We start from the raw sequence: 20,194 nt of genomic DNA, 5'->3' as shown, positions 1-20,194 counted from the left end.
CTGATTTCACCTGCGGGTTTTATCGTGGCCTCATTACCTACGAGGAGCGAGCATGATGAAATCGGTACTTTTCTGGAAAATAACCACGCTGCTGGGATTGATGGTGGTGATGTTGATCCCCATAGCCCAACTGATGAGCGTGATCGACGAACGCAGCGGCTATCGGCAAAGCGTGGTCGGGCAGGTGAGCGAAAGCACCAGCGGGGCGCAGCGCGTGCTCGGCCCGTTGATTGTCATTCCTTATGTCGAACGAGAAGAGAAAAAAGACGAGAAAGGACAAACGGTGGTGCAGCGGGTGCAGCATCACCGCTATTTGCTGCCGGAGTCGCTTCAGGTGCAGGGGGCGCCGAATGTGGAAGTGCGCAAGTTGGGCATTTATCAGGCGCAGGTTTACCAGGGGCCGCTGAACTTCAAGGTGCGTTTCGGCCAGCCGGAGCTGGCGGATTTGCAACGTGCCAACGTGACCGTCGGCCAGCCGTTCCTGCTGGTGGCGCTGAGCGATTCTCGCGGCATCAAGAGCATTTCCCCGCTGGCAACGCCGCAGCCGGTGGCGTTTGAGCCGGGCACCGGCGTGGGATCGTTGCGCCAGGGGATCCACGCACCGCTGACGCTGGCGGCGCTGCAACAAAAAGCGGGGCTGAGCGCCGACTTCACCCTGACGCTGGCGGGCACCAGCAGCCTGTCGCTGGTGCCGCTGGGGCGCAGCAGCGAGCTGCAGCTGCAAAGCAACTGGCCGCACCCGAATTTCCTCGGCAACTTCCTGCCGGACGAACGCAAGGTGACGGAGCAAGGGTTTAGCGCTCGCTGGCGCAGCACCTGGTTCGCCAACAACATCAACAGTGCGTTCCATTACGACGATGGCATTATCGACGAGGACAAGCTGCCGGCCTTCAGCGCCAGCCTGGTCGAACCGGTCGATCACTATCAGTTGACCGAGCGCGCGGTCAAATACGCGCTGCTGTTTATCGGGCTGACATTTATGGCGTTTTTCCTGTTCGAAACCCTGACCGGGCTGCGGGTGCACCCGATTCAATACCTGCTGGTCGGCGCGGCGCTGGTGTTGTTCTACCTGATTCTGCTGGCCTTCTCCGAACACCTGGGATTCGCTCTCGCTTACCTGGCGGCCAGCATCGCCTGCAGCGGTCTGATCGGCTTCTATCTGAGCGCCGTACTGCGCGGCAAGCTGCGCGGTGCGCTGTTCGCCGCGAGCCTGTTGCTGTTGTACGGCGTGCTCTATTTGCTGTTGCAGTCGGAGGACAATGCGTTGGTGTTGGGGGCGGGGCTGCTGTTCGCCATTCTGGCGGGCATTATGCTGTTGACGCGCAAGCTGGACTGGTATCAGGTGGCGGATCCGGCGCGGTTGACCAAGGAAACGCCGGCCGGGGAAGATGAGCCACGCTTCCGTCTGTGGAAATAAGCGGGGGAATCGGGCGCGCTCAGCGCCCGACAGCGGCTACAGCAGCGGCTCCATCTCCAACAGGATCTGTTCGCACCATTGCTGCAGGCGCTCTTCGCTCAGATCGTATTGATTGACCTCATCGAGCGCCAGGCCAACGAAGTGTTTGCCGTCGGCGCTCAGCGGTTTGGGGCTGGTGAACTCGAAGCCCTCAGTGGGCCAGAAGCCGATGAACTGTACGCCCAGCGGCGCGATGTGATCGTGCAGCATGCCCAGCGCGTCGAGGAACCACTCACCGTAACCGAGCTGATCGCCCATGCCGTACATGGCGACGATCTTGCCTTTCAGATCCAGCGCCGGCAGCTGCGGCCAGATCGCTTCCCAGTCTTCCTGCAGTTCGCCGAAATCCCAGGTCGGGATGCCGAGGATCAGTATGGAATAGTCCTCCATCAGCTTGGGAGAGACGTCTTTCAGGTTGTGCAGGTCGACCAGGTCTTCACCCAGAATCTCACGGATTTTTTCTGCCGCCATCTCGGTGTAGCAGGTGCTGGAGCCGTAAAACAGACCAATCTTCATGTGTAAACCGTTACGTTGCCGTTTAGAGAATTGCAGCGAGTATACCTGATTTGCGTCGGCTTAAGGCATAATGGCGCGGGTGGAAATGCAACAAAGAGAGGACCGCGTGCAACAGCAAGACCATGCGCTGATTGAACAATTCCTGGATGCGCTGTGGCTTGAGCGCAATCTGGCGGAAAATACGCTGGCCTCCTACCGGCTGGATTTGCAGGCGCTGGGCACCTGGCTTGGCCAGCAAAACACCGCCTTGCTGCAGGCGCAGGCGTTGGATCTGCAGGCGTTTCTCGCCGAGCGGGTGGACGGCGGCTACAAGGCCACCAGCTCCGCGCGTTTGCTGAGCGCCATGCGCCGCCTGTTTCAGTACCTGTACCGCGAAAAGCTGCGCGCCGACGATCCCACCGCGCAGCTGGCGTCTCCCAAGCTGCCGCAGCGTTTGCCGAAGGATTTGAGCGAGGCGCAGGTCGATGCGCTGCTGCAGGCGCCCTGCGTCGATCAGCCGCTGGAACTGCGCGACAAGGCGATGCTCGAAGTGTTGTACGCCACCGGGCTGCGAGTTTCCGAACTGGTGGGGCTGAGCATCAGCGACGTCAGCCTGCGCCAGGGCGTGGTGCGGGTGATCGGCAAGGGCAACAAGGAGCGGCTGGTGCCGCTGGGCGAAGAGGCGGTCTACTGGATCGAAAATTATCTTGAGCACGGCCGCCCGTGGCTGGTCAACGGCCAGACGCTGGACGTGCTGTTTCCCAGCACCCGCTGCCAGCAAATGACCCGACAGACGTTCTGGCATCGAATCAAACACTATGCCATCCTTGCGGGCATCGACAGCGAGCGTCTGTCGCCGCACGTGTTGCGGCACGCGTTCGCCACCCATTTGCTGAACCATGGGGCCGATCTCCGTGTCGTACAGATGTTGTTAGGGCACAGCGATCTCTCGACCACGCAAATTTATACTCATGTAGCGACCGAACGACTGAAACAGCTACATCAACAGCATCACCCGCGCGCCTGAGCGGCGGGTTCGAAAGGATTGGAACAATGAAAAAAGGTTTAATGCTGCTCTCACTGCTGGTGGCTTCGGTGACCAGCGCCGCCCATGCCGATGACGCGGCGATCAAAAAAGCGCTCGCCAGCCTGGGCATCCAGCAGGCGGACGTGCAGCCTTCACCAGTCAACGGCCTGAAAACCGTGCTGACCGACAGCGGCGTGCTGTACGCCTCCGAAGACGGTAAGCACATTCTGCAGGGCCCGCTGTTCGACGTCAGCGGCAAAGAGCCGGTCAACGTGACCAACCAACTGCTGGGCAGCAAGATGGACGCGCTGAAAGATCAGATGATCGTTTACAAAGCGCCGAAAGAGAAACACGTGATCACCGTGTTCACCGACATCACCTGCGGTTACTGCCACAAGCTGCACCAGCAGATGAAAGAGTACAACGATCTGGGCATCACCGTGCGCTACCTGGCGTTCCCGCGCCAGGGGCTGGCCTCCCAGGCTGAGAAAGACATGCAGTCGATCTGGTGCACCGCCGACAAGGCCAAGGCGTTCGACGCCGCCATGAAGGGCGATGCCGTTTCTCCGGCGACCTGCAAAACCGACATCAGCAAGCATTACGAGCTGGGCGTGCAGTTCGGCATTCAGGGCACGCCGGCGATCATCCTGGAAAACGGCATGATGATCCCGGGTTATCAGGGGCCGAAAGAGATGGCCGCCATGCTGGATGCGCACCAGGCCGCCACCAAAGCCGGTGGTTAATCGCCGGTGAGTATCAAAACGCAACTACGCCGCCGCCCGGCGGCGGACGACACGCATCTGCCCGCCAGTTTGCCGCCGCTGCTGCGCCGGCTTTACGCCCTGCGCGGCGTGCAGGCTGAGCAAGAGCTGGAACGCGGCGTCAAGGGCATGCTGCCCTGGCAACAGCTGGACGGCATCGACGACGCCGTTAGCCTGCTGCAACAGGCGCTGGCCGACGGCCGCCGCATCATGGTGGTGGGCGATTTCGACGCCGACGGCGCCACCAGCACCGCACTGACGGTGCTGGCGCTGCGCAGCATGGGCGGCGCCAGCGTCGACTACCTGGTGCCGAACCGCTTTGAAGACGGCTACGGCCTGAGCCCCGAAGTAGTGGAGCAGGCGGCGGCGCGCGGCGCGGAGCTGATCGTCACCGTCGATAACGGCATCTCCTCCCACGCCGGCGTCGACGTGGCGCACGCCAAGGGCATGCAGGTGTTGGTGACCGATCACCACCTGCCGGGCGAGACCCTGCCGGCGGCCGAAGCGATCGTCAATCCCAACCTGCGCGGCTGCGCCTTCCCGTCCAAATCGCTGGCCGGGGTGGGCGTCGCGTTCTACCTGATGCTGGCGCTGCGCGCCCGGCTGCGGGACAGCGGCTGGTTCGAACAGCGCGCGCTGGCGATGCCCAATCTGGCGGAACTGCTGGATCTGGTGGCGCTCGGCACCGTGGCCGACGTGGTGCCGTTGGACGCCAACAACCGCATTCTGGTGTATCAGGGGCTGAACCGCATCCGTGCCGGCAAATGCCGACCGGGCATCCGCGCGCTGCTTGAGGTGGCCAACCGCGACGCCCGCCAGCTGGCGGCCAACGATCTCGGTTTCGCCCTCGGCCCACGTCTCAACGCCGCCGGCAGGCTGGACGACATGTCTATTGGCGTGGCGCTGCTGCTGAGCGACGACATTGCGCAGGCGCGCATGCTGGCCAACGATCTCGACGCGCTGAACCAGACGCGACGCGAGATAGAGCAGGGCATGCAGGTGGAAGCCCTGCAGCTGTGCGACCAGTTGGAGCGCACCAGTACCGAGCTGCCTTACGGGCTGGCGATGTATCACCCGGAATGGCACCAGGGCGTGGTGGGCATCCTCGCCTCACGTATCAAAGAGCGTTTCCACCGCCCGGTGATCGCGTTCGCGCCGGCGGGCGACGGCATCCTGAAAGGCTCCGGCCGTTCGGTGCCTGGCCTGCACATGCGCGACGCGCTGGAGCGGCTGGATATGCTGAACCCCGGGCTGATGATGAAGTTCGGCGGCCACGCGATGGCGGCCGGGCTGTCGCTGGAAGAGGCCAGGTTCGACGAGTTCCGCCAGCGCTTCGGCGAGCTGGTGGGGGAATGGCTCGATCCGGCGATGCTGGAAGGGGTGATCTGGTCTGACGGCGAGCTGGCGATGCAGGAGCTGTCGCTGACGACGGCGGAGCTGCTGCGCGAGGGCGGCCCGTGGGGCCAGGCGTTCCCGGAACCGACCTTCGACGGCAAGTTCCGCATCCTGCAGCAGCGGCTGGTGGGCGAGAAACACCTGAAGCTGATGGTGGAGCCGCTCGGCGGCGGCCCGCTGCTCGACGGCATCGCATTCAACGTGGACACCACGCTGTGGCCGGACAGCAGCGTGCGTGAGGTCGAACTGGCCTACAAGCTCGACGTCAACGAGTTTCGCGGCAACCGCAACTTGCAGCTGCTGATCCAGCATCTTTGGCCGCGCTGAGGCGAAATTGAACACAATTCGGGGATTGGGCTCTCCAATCCCCTGCATCCTTTCCGATCGCCACAAAAACTGACCAACTCGCTATAAACTGCCGCCCGGATCCGTTAGAATTAGCGGTTCCAATGGCATTCCGCCATCGACGACATCAACGTAAAAGAACGAAACCATGTTTGAAATTAACCCGGTAAAAAACCGAATTCAGGACCTGTCCGAGCGGACTGCGGTTCTTAGGGGGTATCTTTGACTATGATGCCAAGAAGGAACGCCTAGAAGAGGTCAACGCCGAGCTGGAGCAGCCGGACGTTTGGAACGAGCCGGAGCGCGCACAGGCGCTCGGCAAAGAGCGCGCCGCGCTGGAAGCCATCGTTGAAACCATCGATCAGCTGGAGCAGGGCGGCGAAGACGTCGGCGGGCTGCTGGAACTGGCGGTGGAAGCCGACGATGAAGAGACCTTCAACGAAGCGGTCGCCGAGCTGGATCAGCTGATGAGCAAGCTGGATCAGTTGGAATTCCGCCGCATGTTCTCCGGCGAATACGACAGCGCCGACTGCTACCTGGATATCCAGGCCGGCTCCGGCGGCACCGAAGCGCAGGACTGGGCCAGCATGCTGCTGCGCATGTACCTGCGCTGGGCCGAAGCCAAGGGCTTCAAGACCGAAGTGATCGAAGAGTCCGACGGCGACGTCGCGGGCCTGAAATCCGCCACCATCAAGATCATCGGCGACTACGCGTTCGGCTGGTTGCGCACTGAAACCGGCGTTCACCGCCTGGTGCGCAAGAGCCCGTTCGACTCCGGCGGCCGCCGCCACACCTCGTTCAGCTCGGTGTTCATCTACCCGGAAGTCGACGACGATATCGATATCGAAATCAACCCGGCGGATCTGCGTATCGACGTGTACCGCGCCTCCGGTGCGGGCGGTCAGCACGTCAACAAAACCGAATCCGCCGTACGTATTACTCACCTGCCAACCAACATCGTGGTGCAGTGCCAGAACGATCGTTCTCAGCATAAGAACAAGGATCAAGCGTTTAAACAGCTGCGAGCCAAGCTGTACGAGTTTGAGATGCAAAAGAAAAATGCTGATAAGCAGACGATGGAAGACAACAAGTCCGACATCGGCTGGGGCAGCCAAATCCGTTCTTACGTGCTGGATGACTCCCGCATCAAGGATTTGCGCACCAACGTCGAAACGCGTAACACGCAGGCCGTACTGGATGGCGACCTGGATAAATTCATTGAGGCAAGTTTGAAAGCCGGGTTATGAGGAATAGAAATGTCTGAACAACAAGTACAGGGCGCCGATCAGGCGCTGGATCTCAATAACGAACTGCAGTCCCGCCGCGAGAAACTGGCCGGCCTGCGCGAGAACGGCATTGCGTTCCCGAATGACTTCCGTCGCGACTCCACCTCCGACAAACTGCACGCCGCGTACGGCGATAAAGACAACGAAGAGCTGGAAGCGCTGGGCGTAGAAGTGACCGTCGCCGGCCGCATGATGACCCGCCGTATTATGGGCAAGGCATCCTTCGTCACGCTGCAGGACGTGGGTGGCCGCATCCAGCTGTACGTCGCGCGCGACGATCTGGCTGAAGGCGTGTACAACGACCAGTTCAAGAAGTGGGACCTGGGCGATATTCTCGGCGCACGCGGCAAGCTGTTCAAAACCAAGACCGGCGAACTGTCGATCCACTGCACCGAGCTGCGTCTGCTGACCAAAGCGCTGCGCCCGCTGCCGGACAAATTCCACGGCCTGGCGGATCAGGAAACCCGTTACCGCCAGCGTTACCTGGACCTGATCGCCAACGAAGAATCGCGCAACACCTTCAAGGTGCGTTCTCAGGTGATGTCGGCTATCCGTAACTTCATGGTGGAACGCGGCTTCATGGAAGTCGAAACCCCGATGATGCAGGTGATCCCGGGCGGTGCGTCCGCGCGTCCGTTCATCACCCACCACAACGCGCTGGATATCGATATGTACCTGCGCATCGCGCCGGAACTGTATCTGAAGCGTCTGGTGGTTGGTGGCTTTGAGCGCGTGTTCGAAATCAACCGTAACTTCCGTAACGAAGGCGTTTCTCCGCGTCACAACCCAGAGTTCACCATGATGGAACTCTACATGGCTTACGCGGATTACAAAGACCTGATCGAGCTGACCGAGACGCTGTTCCGCACCCTGACCGAGAAAGTGCTGGGCACCTCTCAGGTGCAGTACGGCGACGAAGTGTTCGACTTCGGCAAGCCGTTCGAGAAGCTGACCATGACCGAGGCGATCAAGAAATACCGCCCGGAAACCGATCTGGCTGACCTGGCCGACATGGGCAAAGCGGTGGCCATCGCAGAATCCATCGGCATCAAGGTTGAGAAGAGCTGGGGTCTGGGCCGCGTCGTGACCGAGATCTTCGAAGAAGTGGCGGAAAGCCATCTGATTCAGCCGACCTTCATCACCGAGTACCCGGCTGAAGTGTCGCCGCTGGCGCGCCGCAACGACGTTAACCCGGAAATCACCGACCGCTTCGAGTTCTTCATCGGCGGCCGTGAAATCGGCAACGGTTTCTCCGAGCTGAACGACGCCGAAGACCAGGCGCAGCGCTTTGCCGATCAGGTGAACGCCAAAGACGCCGGCGACGACGAAGCGATGTTCTACGACGAAGACTACGTCACCGCGCTGGAGCACGGCCTGCCGCCGACCGCCGGTCTGGGCATCGGTATCGACCGCATGGTGATGCTGTTCACCAACAGCCACACCATCCGCGACGTGATTCTGTTCCCGGCGATGCGCCCACAGAAATAATTCCGTTTAGCGTGAAACCACCGGTGCAGGCAACTGCGCCGGTTTTTTTTGCCCACCGGACTTAACCGCTTAAAACATCGACAGTTACGCGCCATCTCCGCTTGCCCGCCGCCGATAACCGGTTATAATGCCTGTCGCACACCGATGCGGGTGTAGTTCAATGGTAGAACGGCAGCTTCCCAAGCTGCATACGAGGGTTCGATTCCCTTCACCCGCTCCAGCACTCCCTCATGAAAACATCCTGATTCTCCGAAACGTTATCCCGAACCAATCCTTTGCTCATAAAGCGCTGTTTCTGTTTGTCCGCCATTCCAACCGCATCATCAGCACTGTGGTGAAGAAAGCGGGGCAAAAAAATGCCGCCCCGGGGGACGGCATGTCGGCATTCAGCGAACCAGATGCAAGAAATGCAGATGTTTCTCGTACTGGTCAAGAATATCGTTGATCAACTGCTCCTGATTCCAGCCCATGACATCGTAGTTCTGGCCGCCTTCTTTCAGGTAGATCTCCGCGCGATAATACTTGTGCTGCTCGGCTTGCTGTTCATCGTTATCCAGCCCGGCGAGGGCGAACGTCGGCGAGCTGTAGCCGCGCAGTCTGACTTCATAGATAAAGTTAAGCTCATCGCCCAAATCGACCTCGAAACGAATGCGGTCTTCCGCGGTGGCATTGATGCTGCTGAGCGTGTTTTGTTTACTCAGCTCTTCCTGCACCAGCGTCATGGCAGGCTGGATGACCTCATCCATAAAGCGCTTAACCAGCGAGCGTTTTGGCAGATAGGCGATATTGCGCAGCCTGCGCTGCCAGGGAATGGGGTTGCGGGCGGCGGTGGGGGCGATGGTGGCCATATTTTGGCTGTCGCGTTTGGTCAGATCGCGGCGCAGGGCCTTAAGCAAGCCGTAAATGGATATCAGCAAGATGGCCGAGAAAGGCAATGCGCTGGCGATGGTGACGGTTTGCAGCGCGCTGAGCCCCCCGGCGATCAGCAAGGCGATGGCGACGATGCCCATCAGCGACGCCCAGAAAATGCGTTGCCAAACCGGCGTGTTGCTGGAGCCGCCCGAAGCCAGCGTATCCACGACCATGGCGCCGGAATCGGCGGAGGTGACGAAAAAGACGATAACCATCGCCATGGCGATAAACGAAAGCACGCTGGAGAACGGGAAATGCTCCAGGAAGTTAAACAACGCCAGCGCCACGTCTTGTTGTACCGTAGCGGCGAGGTCTGTCGCGCCCTTTTCCATGATGAGGTAAATGGCGCTGTTGCCGAACACCGTCATCCACATGAGGGTGAAGCCGGCCGGGACGAACAGCACGCCCGTGACAAATTCGCGGATGGTTCGGCCGCGGGAAACTCGTGCGATGAACATACCGACGAAAGGCGACCAGGAGAGCCACCACCCCCAATAGAGCAGCGTCCATCCGCCTAACCAGTTGCTGGATTTCGGCTCATAGGCATACAGGTTGAACGTCTTGCTGACCAGCTCGGACAGATAGCCGCCGGTATTTTCCACAAAGGATTTCAACAGCAGAACGGTTGGCCCCAACAGCAAGACCAAGGCCAGGAGCAACAGCGCCAGGCCAAGGTTCAGCTCCGACAGAAAGCGTATGCCTTTCTCCAGCCCTGAAACCACTGAAATGGTGGCCAGCCCGGTAATCACCACGATCAATATCACCTGAACGGTTTCGTTGATCGGCACGCCAAACAGGTGGTTAAGCCCGGCGTTGACCTGCAACACGCCATAACCCAGCGAGGTCGCGACCCCGAATACGGTGCCGATGACCGCGAAGATATCGACGGCGTGGCCGATAGGGCCATAAATGCGGTCGCCGATGATCGGATAAAGCGCAGAGCGCAGGGTCAACGGCAGGCCATGCCGATAGCTGAAGAAGGCCAGAATCAACGCCACGATGGCGTAGATCGCCCAGGCGTGCAGCCCCCAGTGGAAAAAGGTCAGGCGCATGGCCTGTTTGGCCGCCTCGACGCTCTCGGGCGTGCCGACCGGCGGCGAAAGATAGTGCATAACCGGTTCTGCCACGCCGAAGAACATCAGGCCGATGCCCATCCCCGCTGAAAACAGCATGGCAAACCATGAGTGGTAGCGAAAATCGGGTTGCGCATGATCGGGGCCGAGTTTGATGTCGCCGTAGCGGGAAAGCCCCAGAAACGTCACGCTGAGCAAAATCAGCGCCACGGCCAAAATATAAAACCAGCTGGCGTTGGTGAAGATTTGTTGCTGCAGAAGTTTGAAGTTCTTGTCAGCGACGTCGGGGAAAAAGGCGGCGAACGCGACCAGAAGAAAAATGAGGACTGCAGAGGTGAAGAATACCGCTTTGTTGATATGGCTTTGCGGATTTTTTAGGGGGGTGTCTTTCTCACTCATAAATTAATTTATTCCATTTGTTTGATTATCGCCCTGAATGGAGGAGAGGTGTAACCTGTTATATCGTAGCAAAATAGTCAGGCTGTCGGTGTCGGTCAATAGGGCGGAATTACCGCTGCCTGAGTGCGGTAATTCCGAGTTATTCCGTGTTGCCGTTAGTTAAATAAAAATGCCAATAACCCCGTCACCTTATTTTTATTTTCCCATCCTTCCAATTTCATGCAGGCATTAACGTGTTCTGTTCTGCGCATTGCATTGCTGTCCGAGGGAAAGGCGCCGCCACCGGCGTTGGGGATCTCCGTGCCGTTGATAGTCATGGAGGAGAAGGCCGGTGAGCTGGCGTGCAAAGACAGGCTGACGGGATAGCGCTGTTCAGCTGCTTGCCGGCAGCTGGCTCTGGCTGCTTCCAGGGGCGTCGGGGTTGCCGTTTGCGCTTCCCATTTCTCCGGCGTGGCGCAGGAAGACATCATCAACGCGGCGGCGATAACTGCATATTTTCGCAAAGTAAAAATCCATTTCTAAAATAAAACCCTCTGTATTCTACCCCCGGCGTTGCGCGATGGGCAGCGTTGGTGAAGGCGTCTGTTGTTTGACCGATATGGCCTGCGAAAGATGTGGCGCTGTGCAGCCCGCTCAATAAGGTGAGCGGGCCGATGTGGCGAGTTAACTGAGGATATCTTCGGCGATCACTTTAAACAGCGTGTCTATTTCGCTCTGGGTGTTGTAGTGCATCATGCCGATGCGCAGCACGCCGCCGTCCTGTAACCCCAACTGCTGGATCAGGCCCAGCGCATAGAAATGCCCGCTGCCGGCGCAGATGTTGTGCTGCCCGAGATGACGGGCGATCGCATCAGGCGTCTGGCCGCTGAAGGTCAGGGCGAAGGTTGGCGTGCGGCGCGCGCTGTCCGCCTGTGAATGGCCGTAGAGCCGCACGCCGTCGAGTTGCTGCAGCCGTTGCAAAAAGTGGCGGCACAGCGCCTCTTCATGCTGGTGGTAGGCGGCGAAACTCTCCTGCAAACGCTGCCTTAACGGCGCGCCGGGCGTGCCCCACTGCGCCAGATAGTCGATCGCCGCCGCGACGCCGGCCAGCGCCTCGAAGCTTTGCGTGCCGGTCTCGAAACGGCCGGGGCCGACGTCGGTGGCCGGCTCGACTTTATATGGCCGCAGGCGTTGCAGCCACTGCGGCGCAAGGTAGGCCATGCCGACGTGCGGGCCAAAGAACTTGTAGGCGGAGCATACCAGGAAATCACAGCCCAGCGCCTGCACGTCGATCAGGTTGTGCGGCGCATAGTGCACGGCGTCGACATACACCTGCGCGCCGACCCGATGCGCGGCTTCGACGATGGTTTTGATATCGACGATGCTGCCGGTGACGTTGGAGGCGTAGCTGACCGCCACCAGGCGAGTGTTGGCGTTGATGCGTTCACACACCTTTGCGGCGTCGAGAGAACAGTCTGCGCTCTCCAGCGGTATCTGATGCACCATGGCTCCTTTGTCGGCGGCGGCCTGCTGCCAGCTGGAGACGTTGGCGTAGTGATCGAGCGCGGTGACGATGATCTCATCGCCGGCCTGCCAGTCGCGGCTGATGATGCGGCTGAGATGGAAAGTCAGCGTGGTCATGTTCATGCCGAAGACAATGTTGTCGGGCGACGGCGCATTTAACAAGGCGCGCACCGATTCTCGCGCCTGGCCCATCACCTCGCCGGTGACCCGGCTGGAGAAGTAGTGGCCGCCCAGGTTGGCGTTGTATTTCCCCAGGTAGTCCGTCATTTTTTCCAGCACGCCCCGTGAAACCTGCGCTCCACCGGGGCCGTCGAAAAAGATCGCCGGTTTGCCGTCGATTTGCTGAGACAGGGCGCTGAACTGGCGTCGGGCGAGCTCGGGCGTAAAGGTCATGCTTTCTCTCCCCGCGCGGTGAGGACGAAGAGATCCAAATGGCCTTCCTCAGTTGGGTTCACGGCGTTGATCGGCGTGGCGTTGTGCCACAGTTTGCTGTCCGCCAGCAGCACGGCCTCACCGTCCGCCAGCGCTTTTTTAAAGAAGGGATCGTGGTGGCTGTCGTCGTACAGCATAATTTCACCGCCGACGATGTTGTGCCGGTGAATGGCGATCATCGCGATATGGTCGAAACCGTCCTGGTGAATGCCTTCCGGCGCCACCTGGGTATCTTTCTCGATGGCGACCACGCGCATCTGATGGATCTCAATCTCGGCGCCTTCCGGCAGCTCGTTGCTTTCTGCAAACAGGTTGCACATCTCCGCCATGCCGGCGCTCTGCAGTACGGCGCTGTCGATAGGCTCGAAGCGGCGCACCACGTTGCCCTGGAAGTGGTTGATCTGATCGGACTGCATGAAGGTGCGTGGCCCCACTTCGGCGACGTTGGGGTTGAGGTATTTAACGACCGAATAACGGCGCAGGCGATATTTGCCGTCGGCGTGTTGCGTGTGGGGCAAGGAGGAAAACGAAGGCATCAGTTGTTGGGTGGCTTGCGGGCTTAGTACAGTCATACTTATTACGTTTTCGTGTTTCTGTAACATAATCACCTCTAATAATAATAATTTCTGATGTTGTAGGGGGTAATTCGATTGAATTGTAGACGACTCTATAACCAACGCAATTTGGCGGTGGCGAGGTGTGACGGCGGTCGTAAAGTGGGGTGAACGCGGAGAGGGAACGGTTGCATCAACGCGTTTTTCGGTGGTAATGAGAGGTAAACGTCATTCTTACAAGAGCATCCCAATCAAGCTTGGTTTACACCTGGCTAAGGAGTGGGGGCATGATAGAACACTGCCCGTCAGATGAGGGGGGAGGGATAAGAGGACAAATTATCGAATGGTGTGCACAAGACTTTCATATCTATTGGCGATTTTCTGTCAGGGCAGAGGTCTGCTTTATTATATTGAATATTTTAACTTTAATGAAAAAGAGTGGAGGTTAAAGATATTTTATCCAAGATTTTTATGCATAGGTAAACCATTGTGAAGAACAAAATATCAGGCGGGTATTGATTTTTTAGATTTAAATTTCAAAGTGAAAGTCTATAACTAGAAAAGTGGAGGAAAAAAAGTGCTGAGCTATTTTTATAAATAAGTGTCTGTATTGTGAGCTTGGAATATGAATAATCCATTAGCCTCATTATCATTAGCGTGGATGCTTTCTGGCTGTACCAGCCCTTATCCGATCCCGGTAGAAAAACCTCGACCCGCACCGTGGTCGGTCGCGGCAGAAAAAAAACCTAAGATTGATAACATTAAAAAAATCGCTTTGGTTTATCGAGAATTATGGCGAGGGAAATACATAAGTCTTTATCGGAAAACCTATGGGTATAATGAGGTGGGTTTTTTTGGTACTCTCGTCGCTGTAATTTCTGCCGCAAGTGGTTCAGTGACGACTGCGATGTACAGTGGCGGCATTGCTGTTGGCGATAATATTTTTTCTGGTCATTATAATTATGCGGCGCAAATCTATAATTACAAGACGGCTGCGGCATCGGCTAATTACATGTATGAAGTTATCAACCTTTTAGACCAGGGTGTTGTGTTAATTATTGATAATAACAAGGCATACTATACTGATGTGGGAAATTATCTTTACCAAAATCTGGGGGATTTGGCATATGAATTGGAAATCAGGCTGGCGGGTGTTGAATTAATCACGCCTAATCTTGATGCAATGGCGGAGGCTATTAAAAAAGAACAACAAAACAAAGCAAGGTTGTTGGGTGTCACAACGAGTCAGGGGTATAAGTTTTACAGTAAAGAAGATAAAGAGTTAGCTGTCGCTTCTGTGACGTTGAAAATAAAAATCTGCCGAATTAATATGACCGACAAACCGTCATAATTTATTATGTATGTCTTTATGCTTGTCGGTAATATATATCATTTGGCGCCATGCTTTCACCGAGGGTAACATTATGTCAAATGTCATCACCCACTCATGGAAAAATAGCCGGACTTCTCCAGGTGAGCCGGTCATGCCAGATCCTGTTGTTATGATTAAAGATGATGGCCATATTTTAATTATTGCCGATGCAGATACGGATGCCGATGGTAGTCCTGATGCGGAGGAAATCGATCCGACAGGTCAAAAGGAAACCAGCTTAAGAAGAGGGAATGGTTGGCGAGGTGAGGGAGATTATGTCAATGCGCGAATTATTCCTTATTTTGTTATTCCAGGTAATTGGAAGAAGATCACCGGAGTCGCTGTAAATATGGGGGATATGGCTAAAATAAATTATAGAGATAGTCATATCTATGCAATCTGTGCAGACGTCGGTGGAAAAGAGTCTATCGGAGAGGCTTCCATTGCCGCAGTTGAAGCGCTTGGCGTTAACCCATGGAGTAAAAATAAGAAAAAAATAATCAGAGGGATCGGGTATGGAGTGGCCTATGAGATCATTGCAGGCTCTGCAAGCTTGGGGGCAACGGTGAGTTTTGAAACGATCCAGGCATATGGTCGAGAGTTGTTCAAGGAAAATTTGCCTTTTAGTTTGCCGATGAAAATCGAAGATATCTCAGGTGTTATGTTAGGTAGTAATGGAAAGGGAACGCCGACGGTAGTTATCTCGTCGAAATCGGGAGAAAGTCATGTTAAAGAATATAGTGATACTCAGGAACTTGCTCTGATATTGCAACTGCTGCCCAAAACAAAGGTCACGATAGATGCACCGTTTGTCGCGCAACTGGCTGATGCCGTGGTGTGGGATGATCATTTTTACAGCAACGCTGAGCGGTTTGTCGGGATGTTTAAAGAAGATTACCGTTCAATCCGGGAAGCGGTAGAAGACTGGTTTGTGCCGGAATACAGCCCTACCGCGACAAGCAATGCCTGCGTTGCACACCAGGTCAGTTGCCTTAAGCTCTGTGGCTTGCCTTATCCGAAACTTGGCAGCATGCAGTCTATCAATGTTGATTACTTCGTTGAATGGGCTCTAGAGCAGGGATGGCAGAAGATAACCCACCGTGCGAGTCTGGCGCCGGGAGATATTTGTGTCTCCGGGCCGATTGGCCACCCCAAGGAGTTTGACCACGTTTATTGCTTTGTCTCGTTTTCTACCGAGCAGGTTGGTTATGCAGTTATTTTTGATAATCAATACTTTGGCATCCATACACGTTCTCTCGACGGTATAGGTTCAAAGATAGGGGAATGGCGTTACGCAATAAGAATGCCCTAGGGAATTTTTATTGGCGTGATATCCAAAGCCGCCGCTCAAGAGAGCGGCGGCTACCGAGTTAGCTTTTTTTAAACAGATTCGCCGCCTGGAACAGCGCAAAGGAGCTGACCAGCATCTCGATGCCGACGATCGCCGTCACCAGCGTGACCGATGCCGCCGGGCCTGAGCCGATCAGCATCCAGGCGATGATCAAATCGAGCACGCCGATAACGAACTGCAGCCAGTTGCCCGGCAGCCCGCGGCGCATGTAGCCCGCCGCCAGGCGCGCGATACCGCCGAGCGCGAACAGCACGGCGAGGTACACCGCCAGCGCCAGAATGCCCGCCAGCGGGCTGGCGATGAACACATAGCCGATAATCAGGTAGGCCACGCCCAGCAGAATGCCGCCGATCATCGGCCAGGTATTCTGCGCCCGGTTGGCGATCATGGCGATAATCAGCCCGGCGCCGCTCAGTAGCAGCAGGATGCCGACCACGATGCTCAGCGCCGCGCCGGAGGCGAAAGGATTGACCAGGCACAGTATGCCGCCCGCCAGCAGCAGGAAGGCGATGATCAGCAGGGTGGTACGTTGCTTTTTGAGCAATTCTTCGCTCAGGAGGGGCAGATTATTGCGGTCGAGGTTCAACATGATAGTTCTCCATTTTGCGTATTACGATCCTGAAATCTACGACTGTCGATTACTAGCATAGTCGCCATTGGGGATATAAGAGAAAATGCCGCGGCAGTAATGGGTTGAAAAATCGCCTGCTATCCATTGAATTCATCAACAATGAAATCAATTAATACTCTGACAGCGGGAGGCAGGCCTTGTCGGGTGGGGTAAATGGCGACAATTTTATGCGCCTCCACAGACCAATCGTCGAAAACGGTTTTCAGGCTTCCTGCCATCAACTCTTGCTCCGCCAGCGCCAGCGGCAAAAAACCAACGCCGACGCCGCCCACCAAGGCATCTTTTATCAGGCGAATATCGTCGCACACCAGGCATGGATCGCTGTTGATTTTGATCTCGCGCTTGGCTTGACGAAATGTCCAGGTAGCCTGGACGTGTGAAGACAGCCAGCCAAGCGTGGGCACTTTCGATAAATCCGCAGGTTTGCTTAAAGCATATTTGTCGAATGCTGATGCGCTCACCATAAATGCAGAAGGTATGGTGCAAATGGTCCGCATAACCAGATTGCTGTTTTTGGGCACGTCGGTGACAATTTTTAATGAGATATCATATCCTTCGGCAATGATATCAACATCTCTGTTGAATATCTTTACATGCAGACTGACCTCGGGATACTGCAACATGAACTTGGTTAAAATAGCTGGCAAGCCAAGATCAATAAGCATGTTTGAACATGTTATCCTTATTTTCCCCGTGGGTTTTTCGATTTTATTAATAATGAAATTATCCGCCTCTTCAGCGGCGGTGAGCATTTTTATACAGTAGCGATAATATTCCTTTCCGATATCGGTAATCATTATTTTTCGGGTTGAACGTTGAATTAACCTGACGTTAAGCCTCTTTTCAAGATTGGATATCTTTCTGGACAGCATGGATTTTGATATGCCGAATTTCTTGCTGGCGGCAAGAAAACCACCACATTCAACCACTTTGGCAAACATAAACATTTCATTGAAATCTATCATACAAATCTGACCTTCCCATTGGTGAAATACTCATTCCCAATTTTCTTACTGTTTATCCTGTCTATTCATTGCTAGTTTGAAAAGTGAAGATTTCATTGCATGGTAAATATTTGAAATGCTTCAAACCATCAGAATTTGATGATATGGCGCCGGGCGCGTTGAAATATCTCTGGTCGTTACGACGAGTTAGCCGCCGACCGGCGCTTAAATAATCGCCACAAGGTTTCAGGATGAATAAGTGAGGATATATGAGCTCTCCAGCCAACTTTAATAATCAACGCCCGGTGATTAACCCTGCCGATGCGGCAATGCTGCTTATCGACCATCAAAGCGGTTTGTTTCAAACGATTGGTGATATGCCCATGCCTGATCTGCGCCGCTATGCGACAGCGCTCGCCAAAATCGCCACTCTGGCGAAAATGCCTGTCATTACTACCGCTTCCGTGCCGCAGGGGCCAAATGGGCCATTGATTCCGGAAATCCACGAAAGTGCGCCCCATGCGCAGTATGTCGCTCGCACCGGACAGATAAACGCCTGGGATAACCCGGATTTCGTTGCGGCGGTGAAAGCCACGGGCAAAAAACAGTTGATCATCGCAGGTACGATCACCAGCGTTTGTATGGCTTTCCCGGCGATCAGCGCAATTGACGCCGGTTATCAGGTGTTTGCCGTGGTTGATGCCTCCGGCACCTATTCCAAGATGGCTCAGGAAATCACCTTGGCTCGCGTGGTGCAAGCCGGGGCGGTGCCGATGGATACCGCCGCCGTCGCGTCGGAAATTCAGCAAACCTGGAATCGCGCGGATGCGGCTGAATGGGCAGAAGTTTACACCTTAATCTTCCCGAACTATCGCTTGCTGATTGAAAGCTACAACAAAGCGCAGGATGTGATTAAGAAAAACGAGATCCTGGACTCGCAGCGTTGAAACGTCCTTTGCCTGCTCGTTTTTCGCTTGGCGCCTGAGGGCGCCATTTTCGTGCTGTTTATCGCCCCCCTTTATCCCCCTTTTTTGACTGACCCGGCGCAAATGTTACACTGTGCGGCTGACGCGTATCAGAACCGAAACGACGACTGGGGACAGGATTTGAGCACAGGAAGCAAACTGGCTGGGTGGCGCCGCGTGGCGGTGTGTTTGGCATTGGGGCTGCTGTTGGCCGGGTGTTCGGGCAAAAACACCTATAACCGCGACTATGACAAACTGCCGAAGGGCAGTTATTCCGGCAAAACCTATACCGTCAAACGGGGCGATACGCTGTATTACATCGCCTGGATCACCGACAGTGAAGTCAGCGAGCTGGCCAGAATCAACAAAATTCGTCCGCCTTATAGCCTCGAGGTGGGGCAGAAACTGCGGCTGAGCGGCAGCGCGCCGGCCAAAACCGCCGCTACGCGCCGTAAAAAGTCGTCTTCCGCCGCAATCGTCAAACAAACGCCGCCGCCGGGCGCTTCCCGCTGCTGGCGCTGGCCGACCAGCGGTCGGATCGTGCAGGCGTACTCCAATTCCGACGGCGGCAACAAGGGCATCGATATCGCCGGCAAGCGCGGCCAGCCGATCTACGCTTCCGCCAAGGGCAAAGTGGTGTACGTCGGCAATCAGCTGCGCGGCTACGGCAATCTGATCATGATTAAGCACGGTGAGGACTTCATTACCGCCTATGCGCACAACGACACCACGCTGGTGCGCAACGGCCAGGATGTGAAGGCGGGGCAGAAGATCGGCACCATGGGCAGCACCGGCACCGATTCGGTATTCCTGCACTTCCAGATCCGCTACCGCGCCACTGCGCTCGATCCGCAGCGTTATCTGCCGCCGCAGGGATCGTCGCCGTCCTGTTGACGTCAGTCAGGCTCCGTGAGGAGCCTGACTTTTGTTACTTCAGCGGCAGGTAAAGATCGGTCACCAGTTCATATTCCGCCACCTCGTGCACAAAGTTGTGGTAGTGGAAATAGAGCGGAAAATCGCGCGGTTCCTCGCCGCTGTTCGGCAACCACTCGCTGTAGAGATAACGAGCGCTTTCAGACAGCCCATCCAGCGAGCCGTGATGGCGCAGCACCGCGCAGCGTCCGGCCGGCAGCGTGCTGTTCACCACGCCGAAGGCGTTGTCTTCGGGGATCGGCGCAGTGACCTCGCCGCAAATGAAGAAGCGGAAGTCCTGCGCTTCGGTGGTGGCCGGATCGTGCGGTGCGATGCCGTAAGTGCGGCTGCTTCTGACCGGCGACAGGCCGCTGGTTTTGCGCCACTCGATAAAGCGTGCGGCGGTTTCGTTGACCAGCGCGGACGGGCCGCGATGTTCGATCATCGCCACCGGCGTGGCCGGGAAGTCGACAATGTCTACCTTCATGGGTTGTTTCCTTGTGTGTTTCGGCTCGGGAAAGCGCTGCTGCCAATCGATCCAGGCCGGCCGTTTGCGAAACTGGCTTGGCGTTTGGCTGAACGCCTGTTTGAAGGCGCGGCTGAAGGACTCCGGGTTTTGAAAACCGGCGTCCAGCGCGATGTCAATCACCGGCTCCAGCGGGTTATACGCCAGGCGGTACGAGGCGCGTTTGAGCCTCATCCACTGGATATAACGCCACACCGAGATGCCGCAATACGCGCTAAACTGGCGTTGAAAGTGAAAGCGCGAAAAGTGGGCCACTTCGCTCAGTTTTTCGACGGTGAGCGCCTCGTCCAGGTGGCGGTCGATATAGTCAAAGACCTGCGCAAAGCGCTTTGCATACGTCTGGGTCATGTGATTGTCTCCTCCATGC

Annotated in this window: 18 protein-coding genes and 1 tRNA gene; 11 read left to right on the top strand and 8 right to left on the bottom strand. The window is 56.5% G+C overall.

The annotated features are described in order from the left end of the window. Nucleotides 1-52: 52 nt before the first annotated feature. On the top strand, nucleotides 53-1,417 hold the full coding sequence (gene creD / locus ACJ8MK_RS16490; protein ID WP_440482721.1) for a cell envelope integrity protein CreD: 1,365 nt from the start codon (nucleotides 53-55) through the stop codon (nucleotides 1,415-1,417). Nucleotides 1,418-1,453: 36 nt separating this feature from the next. Here creD and fldB read toward each other — a convergent pair whose 3' ends face one another. Beyond that, nucleotides 1,454-1,972, bottom strand: a complete 519-nt coding sequence (gene fldB, locus ACJ8MK_RS16485; RefSeq protein WP_033635825.1) for a flavodoxin FldB — start codon at nucleotides 1,970-1,972, stop codon at nucleotides 1,454-1,456. 106 nt (nucleotides 1,973-2,078) lie between these two features. Between fldB and xerD the strand changes: the two genes are divergently transcribed. The 6 genes from xerD (at nucleotide 2,079) to ACJ8MK_RS16455 (ending at nucleotide 8,473) form a co-directional block, all read left to right on the top strand. After that, nucleotides 2,079-2,978, top strand: a complete 900-nt coding sequence (gene xerD / locus ACJ8MK_RS16480) for a site-specific tyrosine recombinase XerD (protein ID WP_033638574.1) — start codon at nucleotides 2,079-2,081, stop codon at nucleotides 2,976-2,978. A gap of 26 nt (nucleotides 2,979-3,004) precedes the next feature. After that, nucleotides 3,005-3,721: a bifunctional protein-disulfide isomerase/oxidoreductase DsbC gene (gene dsbC, locus ACJ8MK_RS16475; protein ID WP_033635824.1), complete on the top strand. Its 717-nt coding sequence runs from the start codon at nucleotides 3,005-3,007 to the stop codon at nucleotides 3,719-3,721. Nucleotides 3,722-3,727: 6 nt separating this feature from the next. Continuing rightward, entirely contained in the window at nucleotides 3,728-5,461 is a 1,734-nt protein-coding gene (recJ, locus tag ACJ8MK_RS16470; RefSeq protein ID WP_442517900.1) for a single-stranded-DNA-specific exonuclease RecJ, read from the top strand. A 166-nt stretch (nucleotides 5,462-5,627) separates the two neighbouring features. Beyond that, nucleotides 5,628-6,726, top strand: a protein-coding gene (prfB, locus tag ACJ8MK_RS16465) for a peptide chain release factor 2 (RefSeq protein ID WP_096242572.1) whose coding sequence is annotated in 2 segments (ribosomal slippage) — nucleotides 5,628-5,702 and nucleotides 5,704-6,726 — 1,098 coding nt in all. Because the reading frame shifts where the segments join, the coding sequence is not laid out codon by codon here. 9 nt (nucleotides 6,727-6,735) lie between these two features. Then, nucleotides 6,736-8,253, top strand: coding sequence for a lysine--tRNA ligase (gene lysS / locus ACJ8MK_RS16460; RefSeq protein WP_033649459.1), 1,518 nt, complete (start codon nucleotides 6,736-6,738; stop codon nucleotides 8,251-8,253). A 146-nt stretch (nucleotides 8,254-8,399) separates the two neighbouring features. Beyond that, nucleotides 8,400-8,473: transfer RNA gene (locus tag ACJ8MK_RS16455), tRNA-Gly, on the top strand. Between the two features lie 166 nt (nucleotides 8,474-8,639). Here ACJ8MK_RS16455 and ACJ8MK_RS16450 read toward each other — a convergent pair. From ACJ8MK_RS16450 to ACJ8MK_RS16435, 4 genes are all read right to left on the bottom strand, one after another. After that, complete coding sequence (locus ACJ8MK_RS16450; protein ID WP_060388376.1) at nucleotides 8,640-10,637, bottom strand: BCCT family transporter; 1,998 nt, start codon at nucleotides 10,635-10,637, stop codon at nucleotides 8,640-8,642. 155 nt (nucleotides 10,638-10,792) lie between these two features. Next, complete coding sequence (locus ACJ8MK_RS16445) at nucleotides 10,793-11,140, bottom strand: hypothetical protein (RefSeq protein WP_049194800.1); 348 nt, start codon at nucleotides 11,138-11,140, stop codon at nucleotides 10,793-10,795. Nucleotides 11,141-11,300: 160 nt separating this feature from the next. Further along, a complete protein-coding gene (locus ACJ8MK_RS16440) occupies nucleotides 11,301-12,533 on the bottom strand; it encodes a cysteine desulfurase-like protein (RefSeq protein WP_442517899.1) in 1,233 nt (410 codons plus the stop codon). Then, nucleotides 12,530-13,144, bottom strand: coding sequence for a 2OG-Fe dioxygenase family protein (locus ACJ8MK_RS16435; RefSeq protein ID WP_223182037.1), 615 nt, complete (start codon nucleotides 13,142-13,144; stop codon nucleotides 12,530-12,532). The genes ACJ8MK_RS16440 and ACJ8MK_RS16435 overlap by 4 nt, the downstream gene beginning before the upstream one ends. Before the next feature lie 607 nt (nucleotides 13,145-13,751). Between ACJ8MK_RS16435 and ACJ8MK_RS16430 the strand changes: the two genes are divergently transcribed. Next, nucleotides 13,752-14,477, top strand: a complete 726-nt coding sequence (locus ACJ8MK_RS16430; RefSeq protein ID WP_133160041.1) for a hypothetical protein — start codon at nucleotides 13,752-13,754, stop codon at nucleotides 14,475-14,477. A gap of 73 nt (nucleotides 14,478-14,550) precedes the next feature. Continuing rightward, nucleotides 14,551-15,810, top strand: a complete 1,260-nt coding sequence (locus ACJ8MK_RS16425; RefSeq protein WP_101427309.1) for a glycoside hydrolase family 75 protein — start codon at nucleotides 14,551-14,553, stop codon at nucleotides 15,808-15,810. A gap of 58 nt (nucleotides 15,811-15,868) precedes the next feature. Here ACJ8MK_RS16425 and ACJ8MK_RS16420 read toward each other — a convergent pair whose 3' ends face one another. Together ACJ8MK_RS16420 and ACJ8MK_RS16415 are read right to left on the bottom strand one after the other, a co-directional pair. Beyond that, nucleotides 15,869-16,438, bottom strand: coding sequence for an HdeD family acid-resistance protein (locus ACJ8MK_RS16420; RefSeq protein WP_033635816.1), 570 nt, complete (start codon nucleotides 16,436-16,438; stop codon nucleotides 15,869-15,871). 119 nt (nucleotides 16,439-16,557) lie between these two features. Then, on the bottom strand, nucleotides 16,558-17,421 hold the full coding sequence (locus tag ACJ8MK_RS16415) for a LysR substrate-binding domain-containing protein (RefSeq protein WP_164097719.1): 864 nt from the start codon (nucleotides 17,419-17,421) through the stop codon (nucleotides 16,558-16,560). Nucleotides 17,422-17,693: 272 nt separating this feature from the next. Between ACJ8MK_RS16415 and ACJ8MK_RS16410 the strand changes: the two genes are divergently transcribed. Beyond that, nucleotides 17,694-18,371: a hydrolase gene (locus tag ACJ8MK_RS16410; protein ID WP_442517898.1), complete on the top strand. Its 678-nt coding sequence runs from the start codon at nucleotides 17,694-17,696 to the stop codon at nucleotides 18,369-18,371. Between the two features lie 159 nt (nucleotides 18,372-18,530). Next, nucleotides 18,531-19,283 carry an amidase activator ActS gene (gene actS / locus ACJ8MK_RS16405; RefSeq protein ID WP_033635813.1) on the top strand — a complete coding sequence of 251 codons (753 nt, stop codon included), beginning with the start codon at nucleotides 18,531-18,533 and terminating at the stop codon, nucleotides 19,281-19,283. A 34-nt stretch (nucleotides 19,284-19,317) separates the two neighbouring features. Here actS and ACJ8MK_RS16400 read toward each other — a convergent pair whose 3' ends face one another. Next, the gene (locus ACJ8MK_RS16400; RefSeq protein WP_033635812.1) at nucleotides 19,318-20,175 is read right to left on the bottom strand and encodes an AraC family transcriptional regulator; all 858 of its coding nucleotides are present in this window, start codon (nucleotides 20,173-20,175) and stop codon (nucleotides 19,318-19,320) included. Nucleotides 20,176-20,194: the final 19 nt, after the last annotated feature.

It is taken from the genome of Serratia sp. CY38905 (genome assembly GCF_052168875.1).
Lineage (GTDB): Bacteria > Pseudomonadota > Gammaproteobacteria > Enterobacterales > Enterobacteriaceae > Serratia > Serratia sarumanii.
This window is presented reverse-complemented; position numbering and strand designations above follow the sequence as displayed.

What these genes read in the sequence shown, in the direction of transcription:
- creD (WP_440482721.1), top strand. Translation starts at nt 53, where the DNA reads ATGATGAAATCGGTACTTTTCTGGAAAATAACCACGCTGCTGGGATTG.
- fldB (WP_033635825.1), bottom strand. Translation starts at nt 1,972, where the DNA reads ATGAAGATTGGTCTGTTTTACGGCTCCAGCACCTGCTACACCGAGATG.
- dsbC (WP_033635824.1), top strand. Translation starts at nt 3,005, where the DNA reads ATGAAAAAAGGTTTAATGCTGCTCTCACTGCTGGTGGCTTCGGTGACC.
- lysS (WP_033649459.1), top strand. Translation starts at nt 6,736, where the DNA reads ATGTCTGAACAACAAGTACAGGGCGCCGATCAGGCGCTGGATCTCAAT.
- ACJ8MK_RS16450 (WP_060388376.1), bottom strand. Translation starts at nt 10,637, where the DNA reads ATGAGTGAGAAAGACACCCCCCTAAAAAATCCGCAAAGCCATATCAAC.
- ACJ8MK_RS16440 (WP_442517899.1), bottom strand. Translation starts at nt 12,533, where the DNA reads ATGACCTTTACGCCCGAGCTCGCCCGACGCCAGTTCAGCGCCCTGTCT.
- ACJ8MK_RS16435 (WP_223182037.1), bottom strand. Translation starts at nt 13,144, where the DNA reads ATGACTGTACTAAGCCCGCAAGCCACCCAACAACTGATGCCTTCGTTT.
- ACJ8MK_RS16430 (WP_133160041.1), top strand. Translation starts at nt 13,752, where the DNA reads ATGAATAATCCATTAGCCTCATTATCATTAGCGTGGATGCTTTCTGGC.
- ACJ8MK_RS16425 (WP_101427309.1), top strand. Translation starts at nt 14,551, where the DNA reads ATGTCAAATGTCATCACCCACTCATGGAAAAATAGCCGGACTTCTCCA.
- ACJ8MK_RS16420 (WP_033635816.1), bottom strand. Translation starts at nt 16,438, where the DNA reads ATGTTGAACCTCGACCGCAATAATCTGCCCCTCCTGAGCGAAGAATTG.
- ACJ8MK_RS16415 (WP_164097719.1), bottom strand. Translation starts at nt 17,421, where the DNA reads ATGTTTGCCAAAGTGGTTGAATGTGGTGGTTTTCTTGCCGCCAGCAAG.
- ACJ8MK_RS16410 (WP_442517898.1), top strand. Translation starts at nt 17,694, where the DNA reads ATGAGCTCTCCAGCCAACTTTAATAATCAACGCCCGGTGATTAACCCT.
- ACJ8MK_RS16400 (WP_033635812.1), bottom strand. Translation starts at nt 20,175, where the DNA reads ATGACCCAGACGTATGCAAAGCGCTTTGCGCAGGTCTTTGACTATATC.